Genomic DNA, 14,697 nt, shown 5'->3' on the forward strand with positions numbered 1-14,697 from the left:
TGCCTGAGTTTTTTTCGAATCAAAACGGCTCAGTCCAATACTAAGCCGTTTGTTTTCCCTATACGTATGCATAGATTTGGTCTGACATTTCTCCCAATAGTTCATTTAGATCTTCGCCAATTGCATCGGCCTATCTAAGAATCCTCCTCATAGTATATTTTTTTAAAATCTTTTAGTTTGGATTATTCAACTAGTAATTCACTTATTTTAAAAAAGAAACCCCTCACGTTATGAGGAGTTGTTGTTACTAAAATTCCCCATTCATCAACTGTACAAATTGGTTCCCTTTAGAATCTAAATCAATCGCCTGCTCCTTACATATATCTTCTGTCATATGAGCGTCTCAAAACCCATTTCTTCAATCTCATGCAACAACACCTCAGCAATCACAGACCAAATCACTAACAGAGGTTCCTATTTTTATGCATAACGGGGTTTTGTCCACACACTGCCATTTTTAACGAATAAATTAAAGCAGAAGTTAAAGAAAAGGGTGAAACAATGGAAGAGTTTAATCATATTATTAATGGTCCATATGGCTTGTTGATTTGTAATAAAAATGATTATATTGGACAAATTGTTGGTTACTACGGAGAATGGGAATCGGATTCTATTAATATTTGGAAAAAGTTCCTTCGTCCAGGTATGACTGTAATAGATGTTGGCGCAAATATAGGTCCCCATACACTTGCACTATCAAGACTGGTTGGTGAAAATGGAAATGTTTTAGCTTTTGAGCCTCAGAGATTAATCTTTTACATGTTGGCAGGAGTTGTTGCGATTAACAGTTTAACGAATGTTCGGTGCTATCAGAAGGCAGTCTCAAATGTGGAAGGAAGCATATTTGTAAAAGAGCTTGATATGGATCAAAGCTATAATTTCGGTGGTTTTTCACTTTCGGAGCCATTACACGGGCAGCCTCGTGTAATTGGGGGCGAGACTGTACCTGTTGTCACGATTGATAATCTTGGGTTAAAGTCATGCCATTTTATTAAGGTAGACGTTGAAGGAATGGAGGAAAATGTCTTAAGAGGAGCTCAAAACACAATAATAAAATTTAGACCATTTTTGTATGTAGAAAATAATCGGGCAAATAAATCTGCTTCCTTAATTAATTATGTACGATGTCTTGAGTATAGACTTTACGTGAATCAACAGGATGCGGATAATAACATGCTTTGTGTGCCTATTGAAATTTCAATGGACTTTGAAAACTTAAAAGAAATCTAAGTGAATCATCCTAAATACAGGAAATATTAGGAATAGAGGCAAACCTTTGGCAGAATCGGTAGCCTCCTAACGCTTCCAAATGTCTGCATAACCTTACTATTACATTCTTCTATACAAATAAATAGCAGCAGAAGTGCTATTATCACGTGGAACTGTCCACATTCAATACAGCTTGTTAATCCGTCCCAAGAAACGTAAAAAGGCAACGCCCAAAAGGGTTAGTTGCCTTTCTTTAACATAAGTTGTGAGACACACTCGACGTGTGTCGTCATCGGAAACATATCTACCGGCTGTACTTCTACGGTCGTATAGCCCCCGTCTTCAAGAATCCGTAAATCCCTCGCCAACGTTGCAGGGTTACAGGAAACATAAACAACCTTTTTAGGCTTCATGTCAATAATCGTCCGCAGCAATGCCTCATCACAGCCTTTGCGTGGCGGATCGACAACAAGTACATCCGCAACATTGCCTTCCTTATACCACTGAGGAATCACAATCTCCGCTTCCCCGACTGCAAACTCGGCATTCTTAATCCCATTCAATTCCGCATTCCGTTTGGCGTCCTCAATCGCTTCTGGAACAACTTCTACGCCGAAAACCTTCTTTGCTTTTTGTGCTAAAAATAATGAAATCGTTCCGATTCCACAATACGCATCAATGACATTTTCTTCCCCAGTTAAGTTTGCGTATTCAAGCGCTTTATCGTATAGAACCTTTGTCTGCACTGGGTTCACTTGGTAAAAGGATAGCGCAGAAATCGCAAATTTTACGTCGCCAATATAGTCATATATGACTTCGTTCCCCCATAAGACAGTCGTTTTTTCTCCTAAAATCACGTTTGTCCGCTTGGAATTGACATTATGGACAATCGACTTAACTTTTGGCAGGCGGGCCATAATTTCCTCTACTAGCTTTTTCTGATGAGGAATTTCTGAAGTCTTTGTGATAATCACGACCATCAGTTCACCAGTTTGTTTTCCGTACCTTGCCATTATGTGCCTTAGTACACCTTTATGCGATTCCTCCTGATAAGCGGGAATACCAAGCCCGCTGCAGATTTCCTTCACAGCCTGTACCGCTCCGTTCACTTCCGGCAGCTGGATCACACTTTCATCCGTATCAACAATTTCATGGCTTCTTGGCTTAAAAAATCCGGCAATCAGTTTTCCGTCTTTTTCCCCGACTGGCACCTGGGCTTTGTTCCGGTACTGCAGAGGGTTGTCCATCCCTAGAATCGGATGGACGATAACGTCTTCGAGTTTACCAATACGAGTCAATACCTGACGAACTTGATTTTCCTTATATTGAAGCTGGCCCTCATAGCTAATATGCTCAAGCTGGCAGCCGCCATATTTGTGCTTTTCATTGTTTGGAATATCAACCCGATACGGGCTCTTTTCATAAAGCTCGATTAAGCGCCCAAAACCGTAACCTTTATTGGCCTTGATAACCTTAACTTTTGCTTTTTCACCTGGCAGCCCATTCGGAACAAAAATTGGATAGCCTTCCACCTTGGCCACCCCAGCCCCGTCATGGGTTAAATCTTCAAAAACTACATCTATGTAATCATTCTTATTTACTGGCAATGTTCTGCTCATTCGCTTCTTCCTTTGCTCCGTTTTGACTAGATGAATTGTATCACAGAATGAGCAGAAATACGAAATGAGCCAGCATTCTCAAACAATTCCGCCGATTTTCCAACACCGTAGCCTGGGAAAACGGAGCTACCCGTGAGGATTGACTCCGTCAATTCGCTTCGACCATGGTTACAACATACACGTTAAAAAGGAAATAGAACAATGAGAGAATGTTAAACTAGTGTAAATTAATAGTTGTGACTTGAAATCATTAAAATATTAAGACTATACTTTCAAATAGAGAGAAACCATATTTTTTCTCCTCATTAGAAAACCGATCTGTATGTCCTTGAATACAAACCAAGGAACAAATGAAGGGAATTGGAAAAAAATGAACGAACACATCATAGCATTTATCTTGGGAATAGTGGAGGGATTGACAGAATACCTACCTGTATCTTCTACAGGTCACTTGATATTAGTGGGAAGTTTGTTAGGTTTTACAGGCCAAAAGGCGAATACCTTTGAGGTCATAATTCAACTTGGTTCGATGCTTGCCATTTTAGTTTTATATTGGAAAAGATATCTTTCACTATTAAATTTCAAGACGATTGGAAAACCAGAAAAGAAATTAGATGTCGTACATATTATATTAGGAGTCATCCCGGCTGCAATAGCTGGGCTGTTGTTGCATGATTTCATTAAAACAAAGCTTTTTTCACCACAGGTTGTCGTTGTCAGCCTTGTTGCTGGAGCGATTTTGATGATTTTTGCAGAAAAAAAGCATAGAGCATTCACCGCTGACAATGTGGATGAATTGAGCTACAAACAAGCTTTAACCATTGGGTTATTTCAATGCTTGGCGGTTATCCCTGGTTTTTCCCGTGCTGGATCGACAATATCAGGCGGGTTACTAGCTGGCGCGAATCATAAAACAGCCGCCGAATTTTCCTTTTTAATTGCCCTTCCGATTATGGTTGGGGCAACAGGTTTGGATTTTATAAAGAATTTGGACATATTACAGGCAAGCGACTTTCCTTTGTTCGCTATCGGTTTTATCACAGCCTTTGTCGTAGCCATGTTTGTAGCCGTCCTATTCCTTAAAATATTAGGAAAAATCGGCCTAACGGTTTTTGCCTATTACCGAATCATCTTGGCCGCCCTATTTTATATTTTTGTCATTCTATAGGAATTGAAAGCTGAAGGAAGCCAGTCCCTGCATGAAAGGGGACTGGCTTTTTTGCCTAATTAATGACATAAAATTTTCACATATATTTTATGTCTATTTGTGGTAGATGTGATATAATCTAATGAGAATAATTATCATTATTAGTTGTGTTAACACTAGGAGGCTTTGCGATGAATCTAACGGATTTAAAGCAAGGAACAAAAGCGATTGTATCGGATATTTCAAAAATAAATGATTTAGTTCAACAACGTTTAATCGATATGGGACTTGTCGAAGGAGTAGAAGTCTGTTTAAAACGGACAATGCCCTTTGGCGGGCCAGTGATGGTTGAAGTATGTGGACAGTGTCTCAGTCTGCGCCGTAGAGAAGCATCATGTATAGGAGTGAGATAACAAATGTCTCAGTTTGCCTTATTTGGAAACCCTAACACAGGGAAAACATCACTTTTTAATAATCTAACAGGCTCCTATGAATATGTGGGAAACTGGAGCGGTGTAACCGTTGAAAAAAAGGTTGGCAAGCTTCGTAATCAAAACGGACTGCTAATCGATCTGCCTGGAGTATATTCCTTAAATCCACTTTCCAGGGATGAAGAAGTGGTGACGGAGTTTTTATTAACAGAGGAATTCGAAAAAATATTGAATATTGTAGATGCTTCCCAGCTAAAACGAAATCTGCAGCTAACCATTCAATTAATCGAATTTGGCAAGCCTCTTTTAGTGGGTCTCAATATGATCGATGTCGCCAAAACAAGAGGCACAAAAATAGATGAGAAGAAACTGGAAGACTTATTAGGTGTCAGCATTGTTCCGATTATTGCCAGGTCCGGTAAGGGTTGTGACCTATTATCGAAGGAACTGATCACCAATCAAAAAAAAGAAATCCAGACCCCTGTTTTCAATGTGGATTATGGATTCTTAGAAAAAGCAATCGATCGAATCATCAACATTCTTCCAAACGATTCTAATTTGAATAGAAGATGGATGGCGATTCAATTTTTAGAAGGAAATAAACGAGTAAAAACCTATTTTGATCAACATATCGCCAATGCCGATAAGCTTGATCAAATAAAGAGGGAGACAGAAGAAGAGCTCGTAAAGCTTGGTCTTGCACCCTCTATTAGACAATATATCTACAATGTTCGTGACCAAAAGGTTACTAGTATTTTAGACCAAGTTACAACGGTTACCTCGTTAAATAAAAAAACGGCGACGGAATTCATTGATCGCATCGTCACAAACAAATTCCTTGGCCTGCCAATATTCCTAGCGTTTATGTATGTGATGTTCATGCTGACATTTGATTGGCTAGGCACACCGCTGGCGGATCTATTAGACGGTTTTTTTTCTGGTCCATTGTCAGAGGGGCTGGCTAAAGGACTGACCGCCATTGGCGCTTCTAGTTTTATTAAGGATTTGGTACTGGATGGAATTGTTGCGGGGGTTGGCGGGGTGCTCGTATTTGTCCCGCAAATCTTTATCATGTTTTTCTTTATCTCATTCCTTGAGGATTCTGGCTATATGGCCAGGGTTGCCATGGTGATGGACCGCATAATGGAATCGATCGGTCTTAACGGGAAAGCGTTCATTCCAATGATTATCGGCTTCGGCTGCAATGTTCCCGGAGTAATGGCAGCGCGGACCATCGAACAGCCGAAGGAAAGATTGTTAACGATTTTATTGACACCGTTAATGTCGTGCTCAGCACGTCTTCCAGTATATGCTTTATTCGTTGGTGCCTTCTTTGTAAAATATCAAGCGTTAGTGGTTTTATCTCTATATGTCCTTGGAATTGTTGTAGCCATGATCGTAGCGCGAGTGTTTTCCTTTTTATTGTTAAAAGGAGAAAAAAGTGTGTTTGTAATTGAACTGCCTCCATACCGGGTTCCTCAAGCGTTAACCTTATGGAGAAGTACATGGGAAAAAGGAAAAGGCTTTATCCGTAAAGCGGGGACGTTTATCTTTGGAGGATCAGTTTTCATTTGGCTGCTGACCTATGCAGGTCCGCATGGATTAAATGTGGAAATGGACGATAGCTTCCTTGCCATGATTGGCGGTGTTCTTGCGCCAATTTTTCAACCATTAGGGTTTGGAACCTGGCAAGCGGGTGCATCCTTGCTCACCGGCTTCCTTGCAAAAGAAGTCGTCGTGGCGACCATGAATATTATCTATCAGGTTCCGAATGCAACATCGCTGCAAGGCGTATTAAGCACTCATTATTCAGCACTTTCTGCTTTAAGCTTCATGGCGTTTGTCCTGTTATATGTACCATGCTTAGCGACAGTAGCGACGATTAGAAAAGAAACAGCTTCTAAAAAATGGACTTATATTTCCATTATCTATGCCTTGATCATTGCCTATTTCATTTCGATATTAATCTATCAAATTGGTGGTCTATTCTTTTAAGAAAGAAGGCTTGACACATGTTCGTAAATATATTGATTGGTCTCGTTATATTTGGATATGCAGGCTGGATGATGGCCCGTCATATTAAAAAAAGCAAGCAAGGGAAATGTGCGGCTTGTGAGCTGAATAAATCTTGCAGCAGTTCTTGCTCCACTCCAGACGCAACAACTGTTTCGAAGTGATGGACGGTTTAAAAGTCAGGCCCCATGGTTGGAAAACCATGGGGCCTGTTGTTTATTAATCATGTAATGGCAGTGTAATTGATAGGGAAATAATATGATTTTTGTAACTGCCCATGATAGAAGTTAAGGGTGTGCGTAAATCACGGGAAACATTGGCGATAAGCTCATCCTTTAATTTTTCCGTTTGCCTTTGCCTTTCAATCTGTGGATTTACTTTCAGTCAGAAGCCCTTGGACTGCTCTCAAATCCTCCCTTCTTATGGGATCCGTCACAAAACGGCTTTTTACCCGAAAGACCGCAGCGGCACAAATACACTTTTGCCTTTTTCGGAAATTCATTCCCTTCCGCATCGATCAGTTGGAAGTCACCGGTTACGGCAAGTGGACCATTGTCCGAGATTTTAATTTGATTTTCCATGTCTATCAGTCTCCTAACATCTTATTTTTTATTTTGAATTGGACTTTTCATCCTCCATGATGATACGGGAAGTATTACAATCGACAGGTTCATTTATTTGCACATGAAAAGCACAACAGCCATCCCCATTCTGAAGGCGCTGGACTCTATTTACGGTACATCCAAGTAAATGAGTAAGAACGGATACCGTAACACTGCAAAGGATGGGCCGCTTTAAGGCCACATTGTGAAAAGGGCAATTTCTCTCAATCAGATAATATTCTTCACCCTTTTGTACAACTTCCATATAAAAGTCGTTTTTCATATAAATATCCTTTAGTGCATTTAATCTTTCGAGGGTGGTTAACCCCGCCAATTTCGGTTCCCATTCACGAACTCTTTCTTCAATCATCGCGGAAAGTACCTGTTTAAGTGCTGGCTCTCCAAGGTAATTGACCATTGTATCAAGAACTTCAATTGTTAAATGATCATAATTTTTTTCAAACAGATGCTCTCCAGCTGTGGTTAAATGATAACGGATATGCGGACGGCCAATGCCATTGTTTTTTTCAGCAAAACGGCTGACCCAGCCATCCCTTTCTAATTGCAAAAGGTGCTGACGTACGCCCTCACCAGAAATGTCCAACACCGACGCTAGTTCACTCATGGAAGCTGCCCCGTTACTTTTTATGACATGAATAATCCTCTGTCTTGGTTCTGATAAATGTTCGGCATGGAAACTCAAAAGTTCTCCTCCCTGCTGTTCTTTTTAAAAATATATTCACGAATTTAAATAATAGTTCAAGTTTTTTATTGATAAAGTTGATTAATCGAATTAAAATAGCCCAATCTAATGAATAGGCCTAATAGTAACATTTTTTAACTATGCGTTTAACATAAAACACAAGAAGGTGTACCGCAAAATTGGATATTAAACATTTACAATATTTTATTGAAGTTTCGAATTATAATAGTTTCTCACGTGCCGCAAATCATTTATTCATTACACAGCCTACCATTAGTAAGATGATTAAGAACCTAGAAATGGAACTGGGAGTCGCCCTGTTTGATCGGTCTCGAAAGCAATTAACCTTAACTGATGCTGGTCGCATCATTTTAGAGCAAGCAAAACTTATTGACAAAGCATTTAAGAATTTAGAAATGGAATTGGACAACCTTACAGGACTTAAAAAAGGGCATATTCGCATCGGCCTGCCGCCAATATTTGATGCTCACCATTTCCTTAAAATAGTTGGCAATTTTCACGAAAGATACCCAGGGATTACTTTCCAATTGGTTGAGGAGGGTTCAAAAAAAATAGAGGAAAATGTTGAAAAGAATCTTCTAGATGTCGGTGTTGTAGTTCTTCCAACAAAGAACGAGATATTTGAGCATTTTTCTTTTATGGAAGAAAACCTAAAGCTTATCGTGCACGAATCACACCCTTTAGCTAAGAAAGAGGAAATAAATTTGGCGGAATTGGCGGATGAGTCGTTAATATTGTTTAACAAGGATTTCGTCCTTAATGATCGAATCATATTTGCTTGCAATAGTGCGGGCTTTAATCCACACATTATTTCAGAAAGTTCACAGCGCTCTTTTATAGAAGAAATGGTCGCAAGTAAATTTGGAGTTTCGCTTTTACCTGAAAGTATTTGCCATCATTTGAATAAACATGTAAGGGCGGTCAGAGTTGTAAACCCGACTATTAGTTGGAACCTCGGGATAATCTGGGGGAGAAATCAATACTTCTCTTATGCGGCAAAAGAATGGCTGCAGTTTACGAAAGACCAGCTTTCAATGTGTTATCAAAACGATTAAACGGTTCATTTTTGTGAACCGTTTTTTTACATTCTACCTATATATACATTGAATAGTTGAAAGCATTTACATAGATAAAAGCTATAGGATTGATGAAATATAACCATTTTACTAATGTTCCAATGCGGCTTACACTTGTTTCAGGCAAGAAAAACCTTTTAATAACGTGGATATAGTTTTTACTAACTAAAATCCAAGCATGAAAGGATGCAACCAATGAAAGCAAAAAAAGTAAAAGAAAGCCGTATTGTTAATACAGCTCAAGTATTATCTTGCGATTTAAATAACTACAATACATTGTTTGGCGGCGTTTTGATGAAAAAACTAGATGATGCCGCTACATTATCCGCACGTCGGCATTCGAGAGTGAAAGAATGCGTGACGGCCTCAACAGACTCAATCGATTTTTTATGCCCTATTCATCAAACGGATTCTGTTTGTGTTGAATCGTTTGTAACTTATACAGGAAAAACCTCAATGGAAATTTTTTGTAAGGTTATTGCTGAGGATATCATGACTGGCGAACGCCGCATTTCTGCTACCGCATTTTTGACTTTTGTAGCCTTAGATGAGAATAAACAGCCCGTAATCGTTCCAAGTATCATTCCAGAAACGGAAGAAGAAAAGTTTCTTTACCAAACAGGTAAGGAAAGGGCGGAAATCCGTAAATTAAGAAGACAAAAGAGTAAAGAATTAGCATCGTATATTTCAATAGAAAAACCTTGGGATAAATAAAGGAGGAGCCTCTATGATTACTTTATCTAATATAGAAGAATTAAAAGCAGCCAAAGAAAGCATTGAGAACCTAAAAAAAGACTATCCAAACCTTTTTGAAAAACTGTTGGAAGCAGTCAATCTTACCCGTGCTTTCCAATTTAAATATCATTACATGGGATGTTTAATAATGGATGAAGATCCTGGTCAATATATCCCCAATTTTGTCTATGGATCAGTACTCCGTTTGTATAAAAAGGAATTACAAAGAGTAAAAAATGATGCTGATTCCGAAGTACTGAAACAATATTTCGCTAAATTTAAAAGTATTGGATATGCAAAAATCAGCCTTTTAGCATTAGGGAATACCCCTGAGTCTTTATTAGGTGCCTCTAGTATTCAATAATCTTACCCCAAAATGAAAAAGGACTGTTTGTAATCAGTCCTTTCCTCAATTTTTTCTTTGTTTTTGGAGTGTCAAAAAGAATTGGTTGAATTCAGAATTAATCTTCTCATTTAATGGTTGATTCTTCTTCAACATATTATTGATTTCAAGTTTGGAGTAATTTTTTGAATAAATCCTGATTCTTTCATCTGTTAAATTTTGTAATTGATTTACACTTTTTTTAATTCTGTGTACACTATCTGCAATTGTTTGGTGATCTATAATGTTGAATTCCGCCTTTAACAATGTAAGAAAAGATTGTAAATAGTTTGCAAGTGCCATTTGCAAGTAGGGTGCCGACCTTAATGATTTTATGATTTTTTCATCATTATCTAGGCTGTTCAATTAAGATCACTCCTTTATCCTTTGTTAAATCAGCCATCATTTGATTTAGCCTCAATGATGTATATTTCTCACCTTATTTTCAAGGAGCCTTTCTTCCAGGACCTTTTTTACCAGGCTTGCCACTGCTGCCTGAGCTGCCACTGCTACCCGAGCTGCCACTGCTGCCTGAGCTGCCACTGCTACCCGAGCTGCTACTGCTGCTTGAGCTGCTACTGCTGCTTGAGCTAAAAAATGAACTGCTTTCCTCTTCGTTCTCCTCTTCTTCGATGAAATCTATAACATTCTCTAATTTTTTGAGTAAAAGCCACTCTTTCATCACAATGGTTTCAAGTAGCCTGTTAACGCCATTATTAAATTTAATAATATCCCCATTTCCTGGATGGGTAGGAAAATTCAAATTTTTCCCTACAAATGCTTGGATTTTCTCTGCTTCCGCATTCATAATGTGGGACAAAGCAATTTCCTCTAACGCAATCGACTCAAGCAAATCAATTACTACTTCTTGCTTATTAGGACGATGCGGTTCTTTTGGGATTGTAGGCATACTCATTTGAGAAAAACCTCCTTATAACAATTTGCTTTCTCATGTAGTCTATGCCCAAATAGGTTTGGTGGAACCATTATGTCAAGCCTAAAAATGTATTTCTTTTTAGGGTAGATCGTGTTTTAGCATCGTTGACATAACCACCTTGTCCAACTGTATAGAGAGAAGGGATGAAAGAATTCCATGCTGGTGTTAAAAAGGTGCCCGCATCGGTTCTTAATATATAATCATAATGGTCCACTCTTTCAACAACAATATAATAATCTTCCAAAAGCAACTTTTTAAAAGATATGAATCTAGCTATGATCAAATGACCAAAGAAGATATTTTCTGGATGAAAAGGGGACTATTATAATACAATTGGCCATGAAATAAATCATTCATGGCCTTTTTCACTACTCTGTAATATAGAGCGATTATTCATCACTTTTTATCATCGTCAGAGGATTCTATTTGATTTAAAAAATCAAGAACATTTTCAAATTTAAATTGAAGTAACATTTCTTTTTTGACAATCGTTTGAAGCATTCTTTCAGCAGATTTGTTTGCTTCTAATAACTCTTCTAGACTTTCTGCCTTTATATCCTCGTTGATTAAATTACCTTCATCATCAACAAGTGTTCCTATAGCTCCTTGAAGCTTTTCTGCTTCTACATTAATTAAATGAGCTAAGCCTAGCTCTTCAAAAGCAATTGAAGCAAGGAGCAAAAGCGCTACCTGTTCAGAATCAAGACCTTCAATGGGATTAATATCTTCTGGAATATTTGGAAAAGACATGACATCCACCTCCCTTTTTGGATACTACATTACATTATTCTAATTTGCCTAGATTGTCTGGACGTTTTGAGAAAATTTATTGTTAAGAAACATCTATAATTTGTTTGCTGGTTTGGGCATCAGTTTATATTTATAAAAATTGGATCATCGGTTCGAGCTGGTTTTCCCACACCCATTTAGGACTGTAACGCTGTCTGGCCATTGTTTTAGCTTTCAGCATGGCATTTTCCCTCATCCTATTCACAATGATATTAGCATGTTCGGCAAGGTACGCTTCTTCTGAGGGGTTATAGGTTTCCTTCGTATCAAAACCAAAGTTTCTAGCATCCCACTTCATGAAATAGGCATCCAAATTTTTCCCTAATTCCTCTAAAGCAGGTACTCTTTCATTCAAAACGAGGAAATTTCCTTTGCTGGCAGCCTCTAATACGGTTAAACCAAACGACTCTGAAAAGGATGGGCATATAAATAAATTTGATAAACCAAATAACTCCATAACACCTTTTCTTGGAAATCCATTTTTAAATTCCTTTATATCTGAAGTGAAAAATAAATCACTTTGGCTTAATCCATAGGCTGAACCTTGTAATCGAATTAGAGCTTTATAGGTTTTGGAGGAAATATCCATGCTTGGGAAATCACAAAATAGGACTTTGACACTCAGTTCTGATTGTTTTTTTATGGCACCAGCTAGCATAGCTACCTTTTCAAATTTTTTACCAGTGGTTAAACGTCCAGGGTAAACGATTAATATATCAGGGCTAATTAAATCTGTTTCTTTGTTTAGTATCTTAATTTCATCGCTTACAAAGTTTAATAAATCTAGACTGTTATTTACGACTCTACATCTTCCCTCTGGGACATTGTATTGTTTAGCTAGAGCCGGAATGCCCGATTGTGTTGGGTACACATACAGCGTATTTGGCATGGAAGAAAAACGTGCTGAAAGTGGCCATTTGGGACTAGGCGGACGATTCGCAGGGGCAGAATGTGTAAAGGCAATAAATTTCACTTTAGGTAATTTTTCTTGGGCTTTTCTAATGGCTACATTATGGACTAAATGCCAACCTTGATAATGAATATCGTGCATAATACAGACATCGACGTCTTCAAGGTGTTTAACAAAGTCTTTTGCGATGACTTCCGCTTCATTAAAAAAAGTGTCGTGCACTTTTTCGTTTGGTTGGGAATAATCTCGCCAATTTATTTGTTTTCCATCTATTTGGTTTACAATTTTTACCCATTCAATCCGTTCATCTAAAAAAACTCCATATCGATCCTCAAGTGGACAGGTTTCGCTCACGAGTAGTTTCGGTTCTAATCCAGAATCTAACATCATCCGGAGCTGTTCAGCCACTACATTCACTAAAGAATACGTGCTAGTAAGGCCATTAAACATGGTAAGCAAAGCAACTTTCATTTAAAAAATTCCTCCTTGTGTGAGACTAGACATTATACTATATACTTGGAAAGGGTTACCGGTGAACATAAATGAGGAAGTATATATAAACTAAATTAATTATAGAAAACAAAATCTGGTGTAAATTCAAGTAAATTTGTTGATTGAAAAAGAAAAAGAGGCATCCAAAAAGTTCGCTTTTTTGAATGCCTCTTTATATCGGTGTTTAAGTAGTTGTTGTTGTTGTTGAAAGAAATTCAAGGACATTTTCAAATTTAAATTGGAGTAACATTTCTTTTTTGATAATTGTTTGCAGCATTTTTTCCGCTGAACGGTTAGCTGCTAATAACTCAGCTAAACTTCTAGCTCGAATGTTTGGATTTACTGGTTGTCCATTATTATTCACAAGCGTACCAATAGCTCCTTGAAGCTTTTCTGCTTCTGCATTAATTAAATGGGCTAGTCCAAGTTCTTCAAAAGCAATGCTCGCAAGAAGCAAAAGGGCTACCTGAGTAGAATCTAAACCCTGAATTGGATTTATACCCCCTGGAGGAGTATTAGGAAAAGACATATAAGTTTTCAACTCCTTAAATTTTTTTGACTTACTATTATAGGTTATTCAAGGGTTGTCCTTTTTGTTTAGGCGTTTCACCTGATGTAAAAGCACTTTTATAATATGGAGTTGTAGTTGTATGTCATGTGAAAATGATTATATCTGCGTTGAAAAAACAACGACACTCCGATAAAAGCAATATCGAAGTGTCATTGTTTCATAAGAATCTAAGGTACTGTTGTGAGGGGCAATTCCAAGTGCCACAAGCACATCCGCCAGTTCCTTGCACCACTTAAGTTATATTCTGAACACGCACACAAACTGTTTGACCCATTAGGTCCGCTGCCGTAAAAGGAGTACCTCCGTTTGCGTTAATGACAAAAATACCAGTTTCTCCAACAGCTAGTCTATCTGCAGGCGTATCACGTCCAAATTTATATTGGAAAGTACCACAATCATTTGGTGTTACTCCCCCTGCAGCAGAGGCGAAATCAAATTTCTTGGATGGTGGTGTAAGTGAAGACCCTGTAATATTAGAATCAAATCCACGACTGAGTTCAAAGAAAAATTGGTCAATTAACGCGCTAGAGCTAGTCGAAGTATTCGTAACCGTAAATGTAATTGTTGATCCATCACTACTAATATTTGCTGTTACCGTTGCGGAAATCCTTCCGGCAAGTGGTCCTTGACCTACTAAATTAGCGATACATACTAATGCTGCGCAACTAAATTCACCACAAGCACAACCGCTGATTGGAGCTGCTGTTGTTGTTGTTGTTGTTGTTGTAGTAGAAGTGGTAGTAGTAGTTGTTGTTGTTGTTGTTGTTGTTGTTGTTGTTGTTGTTGTTGTTGTTGTTGTTGTTGTTGTAGTAGTTGTAGTAGTTGTAGTGGTTGTAGTGGTTGTAGTAGTTGTAGTGGTTGTAGTAGTTGTAGTGGTTGTAGTGGTTGTAGTAGTTGTAGTAGTTGTAGTAGTTGTAGTAGTTGTAGTAGTTGTTGTTGTTGTTGTAGTTGTAGTGGTTGTAGTAGTTGTTGTGGTTGTAGTGGTTGTAGTAGTTGTAGTAGTTGTAGTAGTTGTAGTAGTTGTAGTAGTTGTAGTAGTTGTAGTAGTTGTAGTAGTTGT

General features: G+C 38.2%; 19 protein-coding genes and 1 pseudogene. 10 read left to right on the forward strand and 10 right to left on the reverse strand.

Annotated elements, in window-relative coordinates; translation table 11 throughout:
• Positions 1 to 501 precede the first annotated feature (501 nt).
• Entirely contained in the window at positions 502 to 1,230 is a 729-nt protein-coding gene (locus tag AC59HZ_RS26290) for an FkbM family methyltransferase (RefSeq protein WP_496548715.1), read from the forward strand.
• Between the two features lie 218 nt (positions 1,231 to 1,448).
• Here the strand turns inward: AC59HZ_RS26290 and rlmD are convergent, their stop codons facing one another.
• Positions 1,449 to 2,828 (reverse strand): 23S rRNA (uracil(1939)-C(5))-methyltransferase RlmD, encoded by a 1,380-nt coding sequence (gene rlmD, locus AC59HZ_RS26295; protein WP_496548716.1) that lies wholly within the window; start codon positions 2,826 to 2,828, stop codon positions 1,449 to 1,451.
• Positions 2,829 to 3,198: 370 nt separating this feature from the next.
• On the opposite strand from rlmD, the gene bacA reads away from it, so the two are divergent.
• The 4 genes from bacA (at position 3,199) to AC59HZ_RS26315 (ending at position 6,583) form a co-directional block, all read left to right on the forward strand.
• Positions 3,199 to 3,996, forward strand: a complete 798-nt coding sequence (gene bacA / locus AC59HZ_RS26300; protein ID WP_496548717.1) for an undecaprenyl-diphosphate phosphatase — start codon at positions 3,199 to 3,201, stop codon at positions 3,994 to 3,996.
• A 170-nt stretch (positions 3,997 to 4,166) separates the two neighbouring features.
• Positions 4,167 to 4,388: a FeoA family protein gene (locus AC59HZ_RS26305; RefSeq protein ID WP_289988616.1), complete on the forward strand. Its 222-nt coding sequence runs from the start codon at positions 4,167 to 4,169 to the stop codon at positions 4,386 to 4,388.
• Between the two features lie 3 nt (positions 4,389 to 4,391).
• Positions 4,392 to 6,401, forward strand: a complete 2,010-nt coding sequence (gene feoB, locus AC59HZ_RS26310; protein WP_496548718.1) for a ferrous iron transport protein B — start codon at positions 4,392 to 4,394, stop codon at positions 6,399 to 6,401.
• A gap of 17 nt (positions 6,402 to 6,418) precedes the next feature.
• Positions 6,419 to 6,583 (forward strand): FeoB-associated Cys-rich membrane protein, encoded by a 165-nt coding sequence (locus AC59HZ_RS26315; protein WP_496548719.1) that lies wholly within the window; start codon positions 6,419 to 6,421, stop codon positions 6,581 to 6,583.
• A gap of 109 nt (positions 6,584 to 6,692) precedes the next feature.
• Here the strand turns inward: AC59HZ_RS26315 and AC59HZ_RS26320 are convergent.
• The 3 genes and pseudogenes from AC59HZ_RS26320 to AC59HZ_RS26330 form a co-directional block, all read right to left on the reverse strand.
• Positions 6,693 to 6,785, reverse strand: a pseudogene (locus tag AC59HZ_RS26320) (histidine kinase dimerization/phospho-acceptor domain-containing protein); the annotation flags it as partial.
• Between the two features lie 14 nt (positions 6,786 to 6,799).
• Positions 6,800 to 7,000 carry a CDGSH iron-sulfur domain-containing protein gene (locus tag AC59HZ_RS26325; RefSeq protein ID WP_496548720.1) on the reverse strand — a complete coding sequence of 67 codons (201 nt, stop codon included), beginning with the start codon at positions 6,998 to 7,000 and terminating at the stop codon, positions 6,800 to 6,802.
• A gap of 28 nt (positions 7,001 to 7,028) precedes the next feature.
• Positions 7,029 to 7,724 (reverse strand): helix-turn-helix transcriptional regulator, encoded by a 696-nt coding sequence (locus tag AC59HZ_RS26330; RefSeq protein WP_496548721.1) that lies wholly within the window; start codon positions 7,722 to 7,724, stop codon positions 7,029 to 7,031.
• Positions 7,725 to 7,903: 179 nt separating this feature from the next.
• On the opposite strand from AC59HZ_RS26330, the gene cidR reads away from it, so the two are divergent.
• From cidR to AC59HZ_RS26345, 3 genes are all read left to right on the forward strand, one after another.
• The gene (gene cidR, locus AC59HZ_RS26335; RefSeq protein ID WP_496548722.1) at positions 7,904 to 8,800 is read left to right on the forward strand and encodes a cidABC operon transcriptional activator CidR; all 897 of its coding nucleotides are present in this window, start codon (positions 7,904 to 7,906) and stop codon (positions 8,798 to 8,800) included.
• Between the two features lie 216 nt (positions 8,801 to 9,016).
• Entirely contained in the window at positions 9,017 to 9,535 is a 519-nt protein-coding gene (locus AC59HZ_RS26340) for an acyl-CoA thioesterase (RefSeq protein ID WP_496548723.1), read from the forward strand.
• Positions 9,536 to 9,548: 13 nt separating this feature from the next.
• Entirely contained in the window at positions 9,549 to 9,920 is a 372-nt protein-coding gene (locus tag AC59HZ_RS26345) for a hypothetical protein (RefSeq protein ID WP_496548724.1), read from the forward strand.
• A gap of 45 nt (positions 9,921 to 9,965) precedes the next feature.
• Here AC59HZ_RS26345 and AC59HZ_RS26350 read toward each other — a convergent pair whose 3' ends face one another.
• From AC59HZ_RS26350 to AC59HZ_RS26375, 6 genes are all read right to left on the reverse strand, one after another.
• The gene (locus tag AC59HZ_RS26350; RefSeq protein WP_496548725.1) at positions 9,966 to 10,304 is read right to left on the reverse strand and encodes a hypothetical protein; all 339 of its coding nucleotides are present in this window, start codon (positions 10,302 to 10,304) and stop codon (positions 9,966 to 9,968) included.
• A gap of 79 nt (positions 10,305 to 10,383) precedes the next feature.
• Positions 10,384 to 10,854: an alpha-helical endospore appendage domain-containing protein gene (locus AC59HZ_RS26355; protein WP_496548726.1), complete on the reverse strand. Its 471-nt coding sequence runs from the start codon at positions 10,852 to 10,854 to the stop codon at positions 10,384 to 10,386.
• 70 nt (positions 10,855 to 10,924) lie between these two features.
• Entirely contained in the window at positions 10,925 to 11,119 is a 195-nt protein-coding gene (locus AC59HZ_RS26360) for a DUF7164 domain-containing protein (protein WP_496548727.1), read from the reverse strand.
• 152 nt (positions 11,120 to 11,271) lie between these two features.
• Complete coding sequence (locus tag AC59HZ_RS26365) at positions 11,272 to 11,625, reverse strand: alpha-helical endospore appendage domain-containing protein (protein WP_496548728.1); 354 nt, start codon at positions 11,623 to 11,625, stop codon at positions 11,272 to 11,274.
• 130 nt (positions 11,626 to 11,755) lie between these two features.
• Positions 11,756 to 13,045 carry a glycosyltransferase gene (locus AC59HZ_RS26370; RefSeq protein WP_496548729.1) on the reverse strand — a complete coding sequence of 430 codons (1,290 nt, stop codon included), beginning with the start codon at positions 13,043 to 13,045 and terminating at the stop codon, positions 11,756 to 11,758.
• Positions 13,046 to 13,250: 205 nt separating this feature from the next.
• Positions 13,251 to 13,595, reverse strand: coding sequence for an alpha-helical endospore appendage domain-containing protein (locus AC59HZ_RS26375; protein ID WP_496548730.1), 345 nt, complete (start codon positions 13,593 to 13,595; stop codon positions 13,251 to 13,253).
• Positions 13,596 to 13,951: 356 nt separating this feature from the next.
• Here AC59HZ_RS26375 and AC59HZ_RS26380 point away from each other — a divergent pair, with 356 nt between their 5' ends.
• A complete protein-coding gene (locus tag AC59HZ_RS26380) occupies positions 13,952 to 14,266 on the forward strand; it encodes a hypothetical protein (protein WP_496548731.1) in 315 nt (104 codons plus the stop codon).
• Between the two features lie 105 nt (positions 14,267 to 14,371).
• Positions 14,372 to 14,697: hypothetical protein (locus AC59HZ_RS26385; protein ID WP_496548732.1), on the forward strand; the 326-nt coding region annotated here is incomplete at its 3' end.

This window comes from Neobacillus sp. DZ-9, from assembly GCF_059587065.1.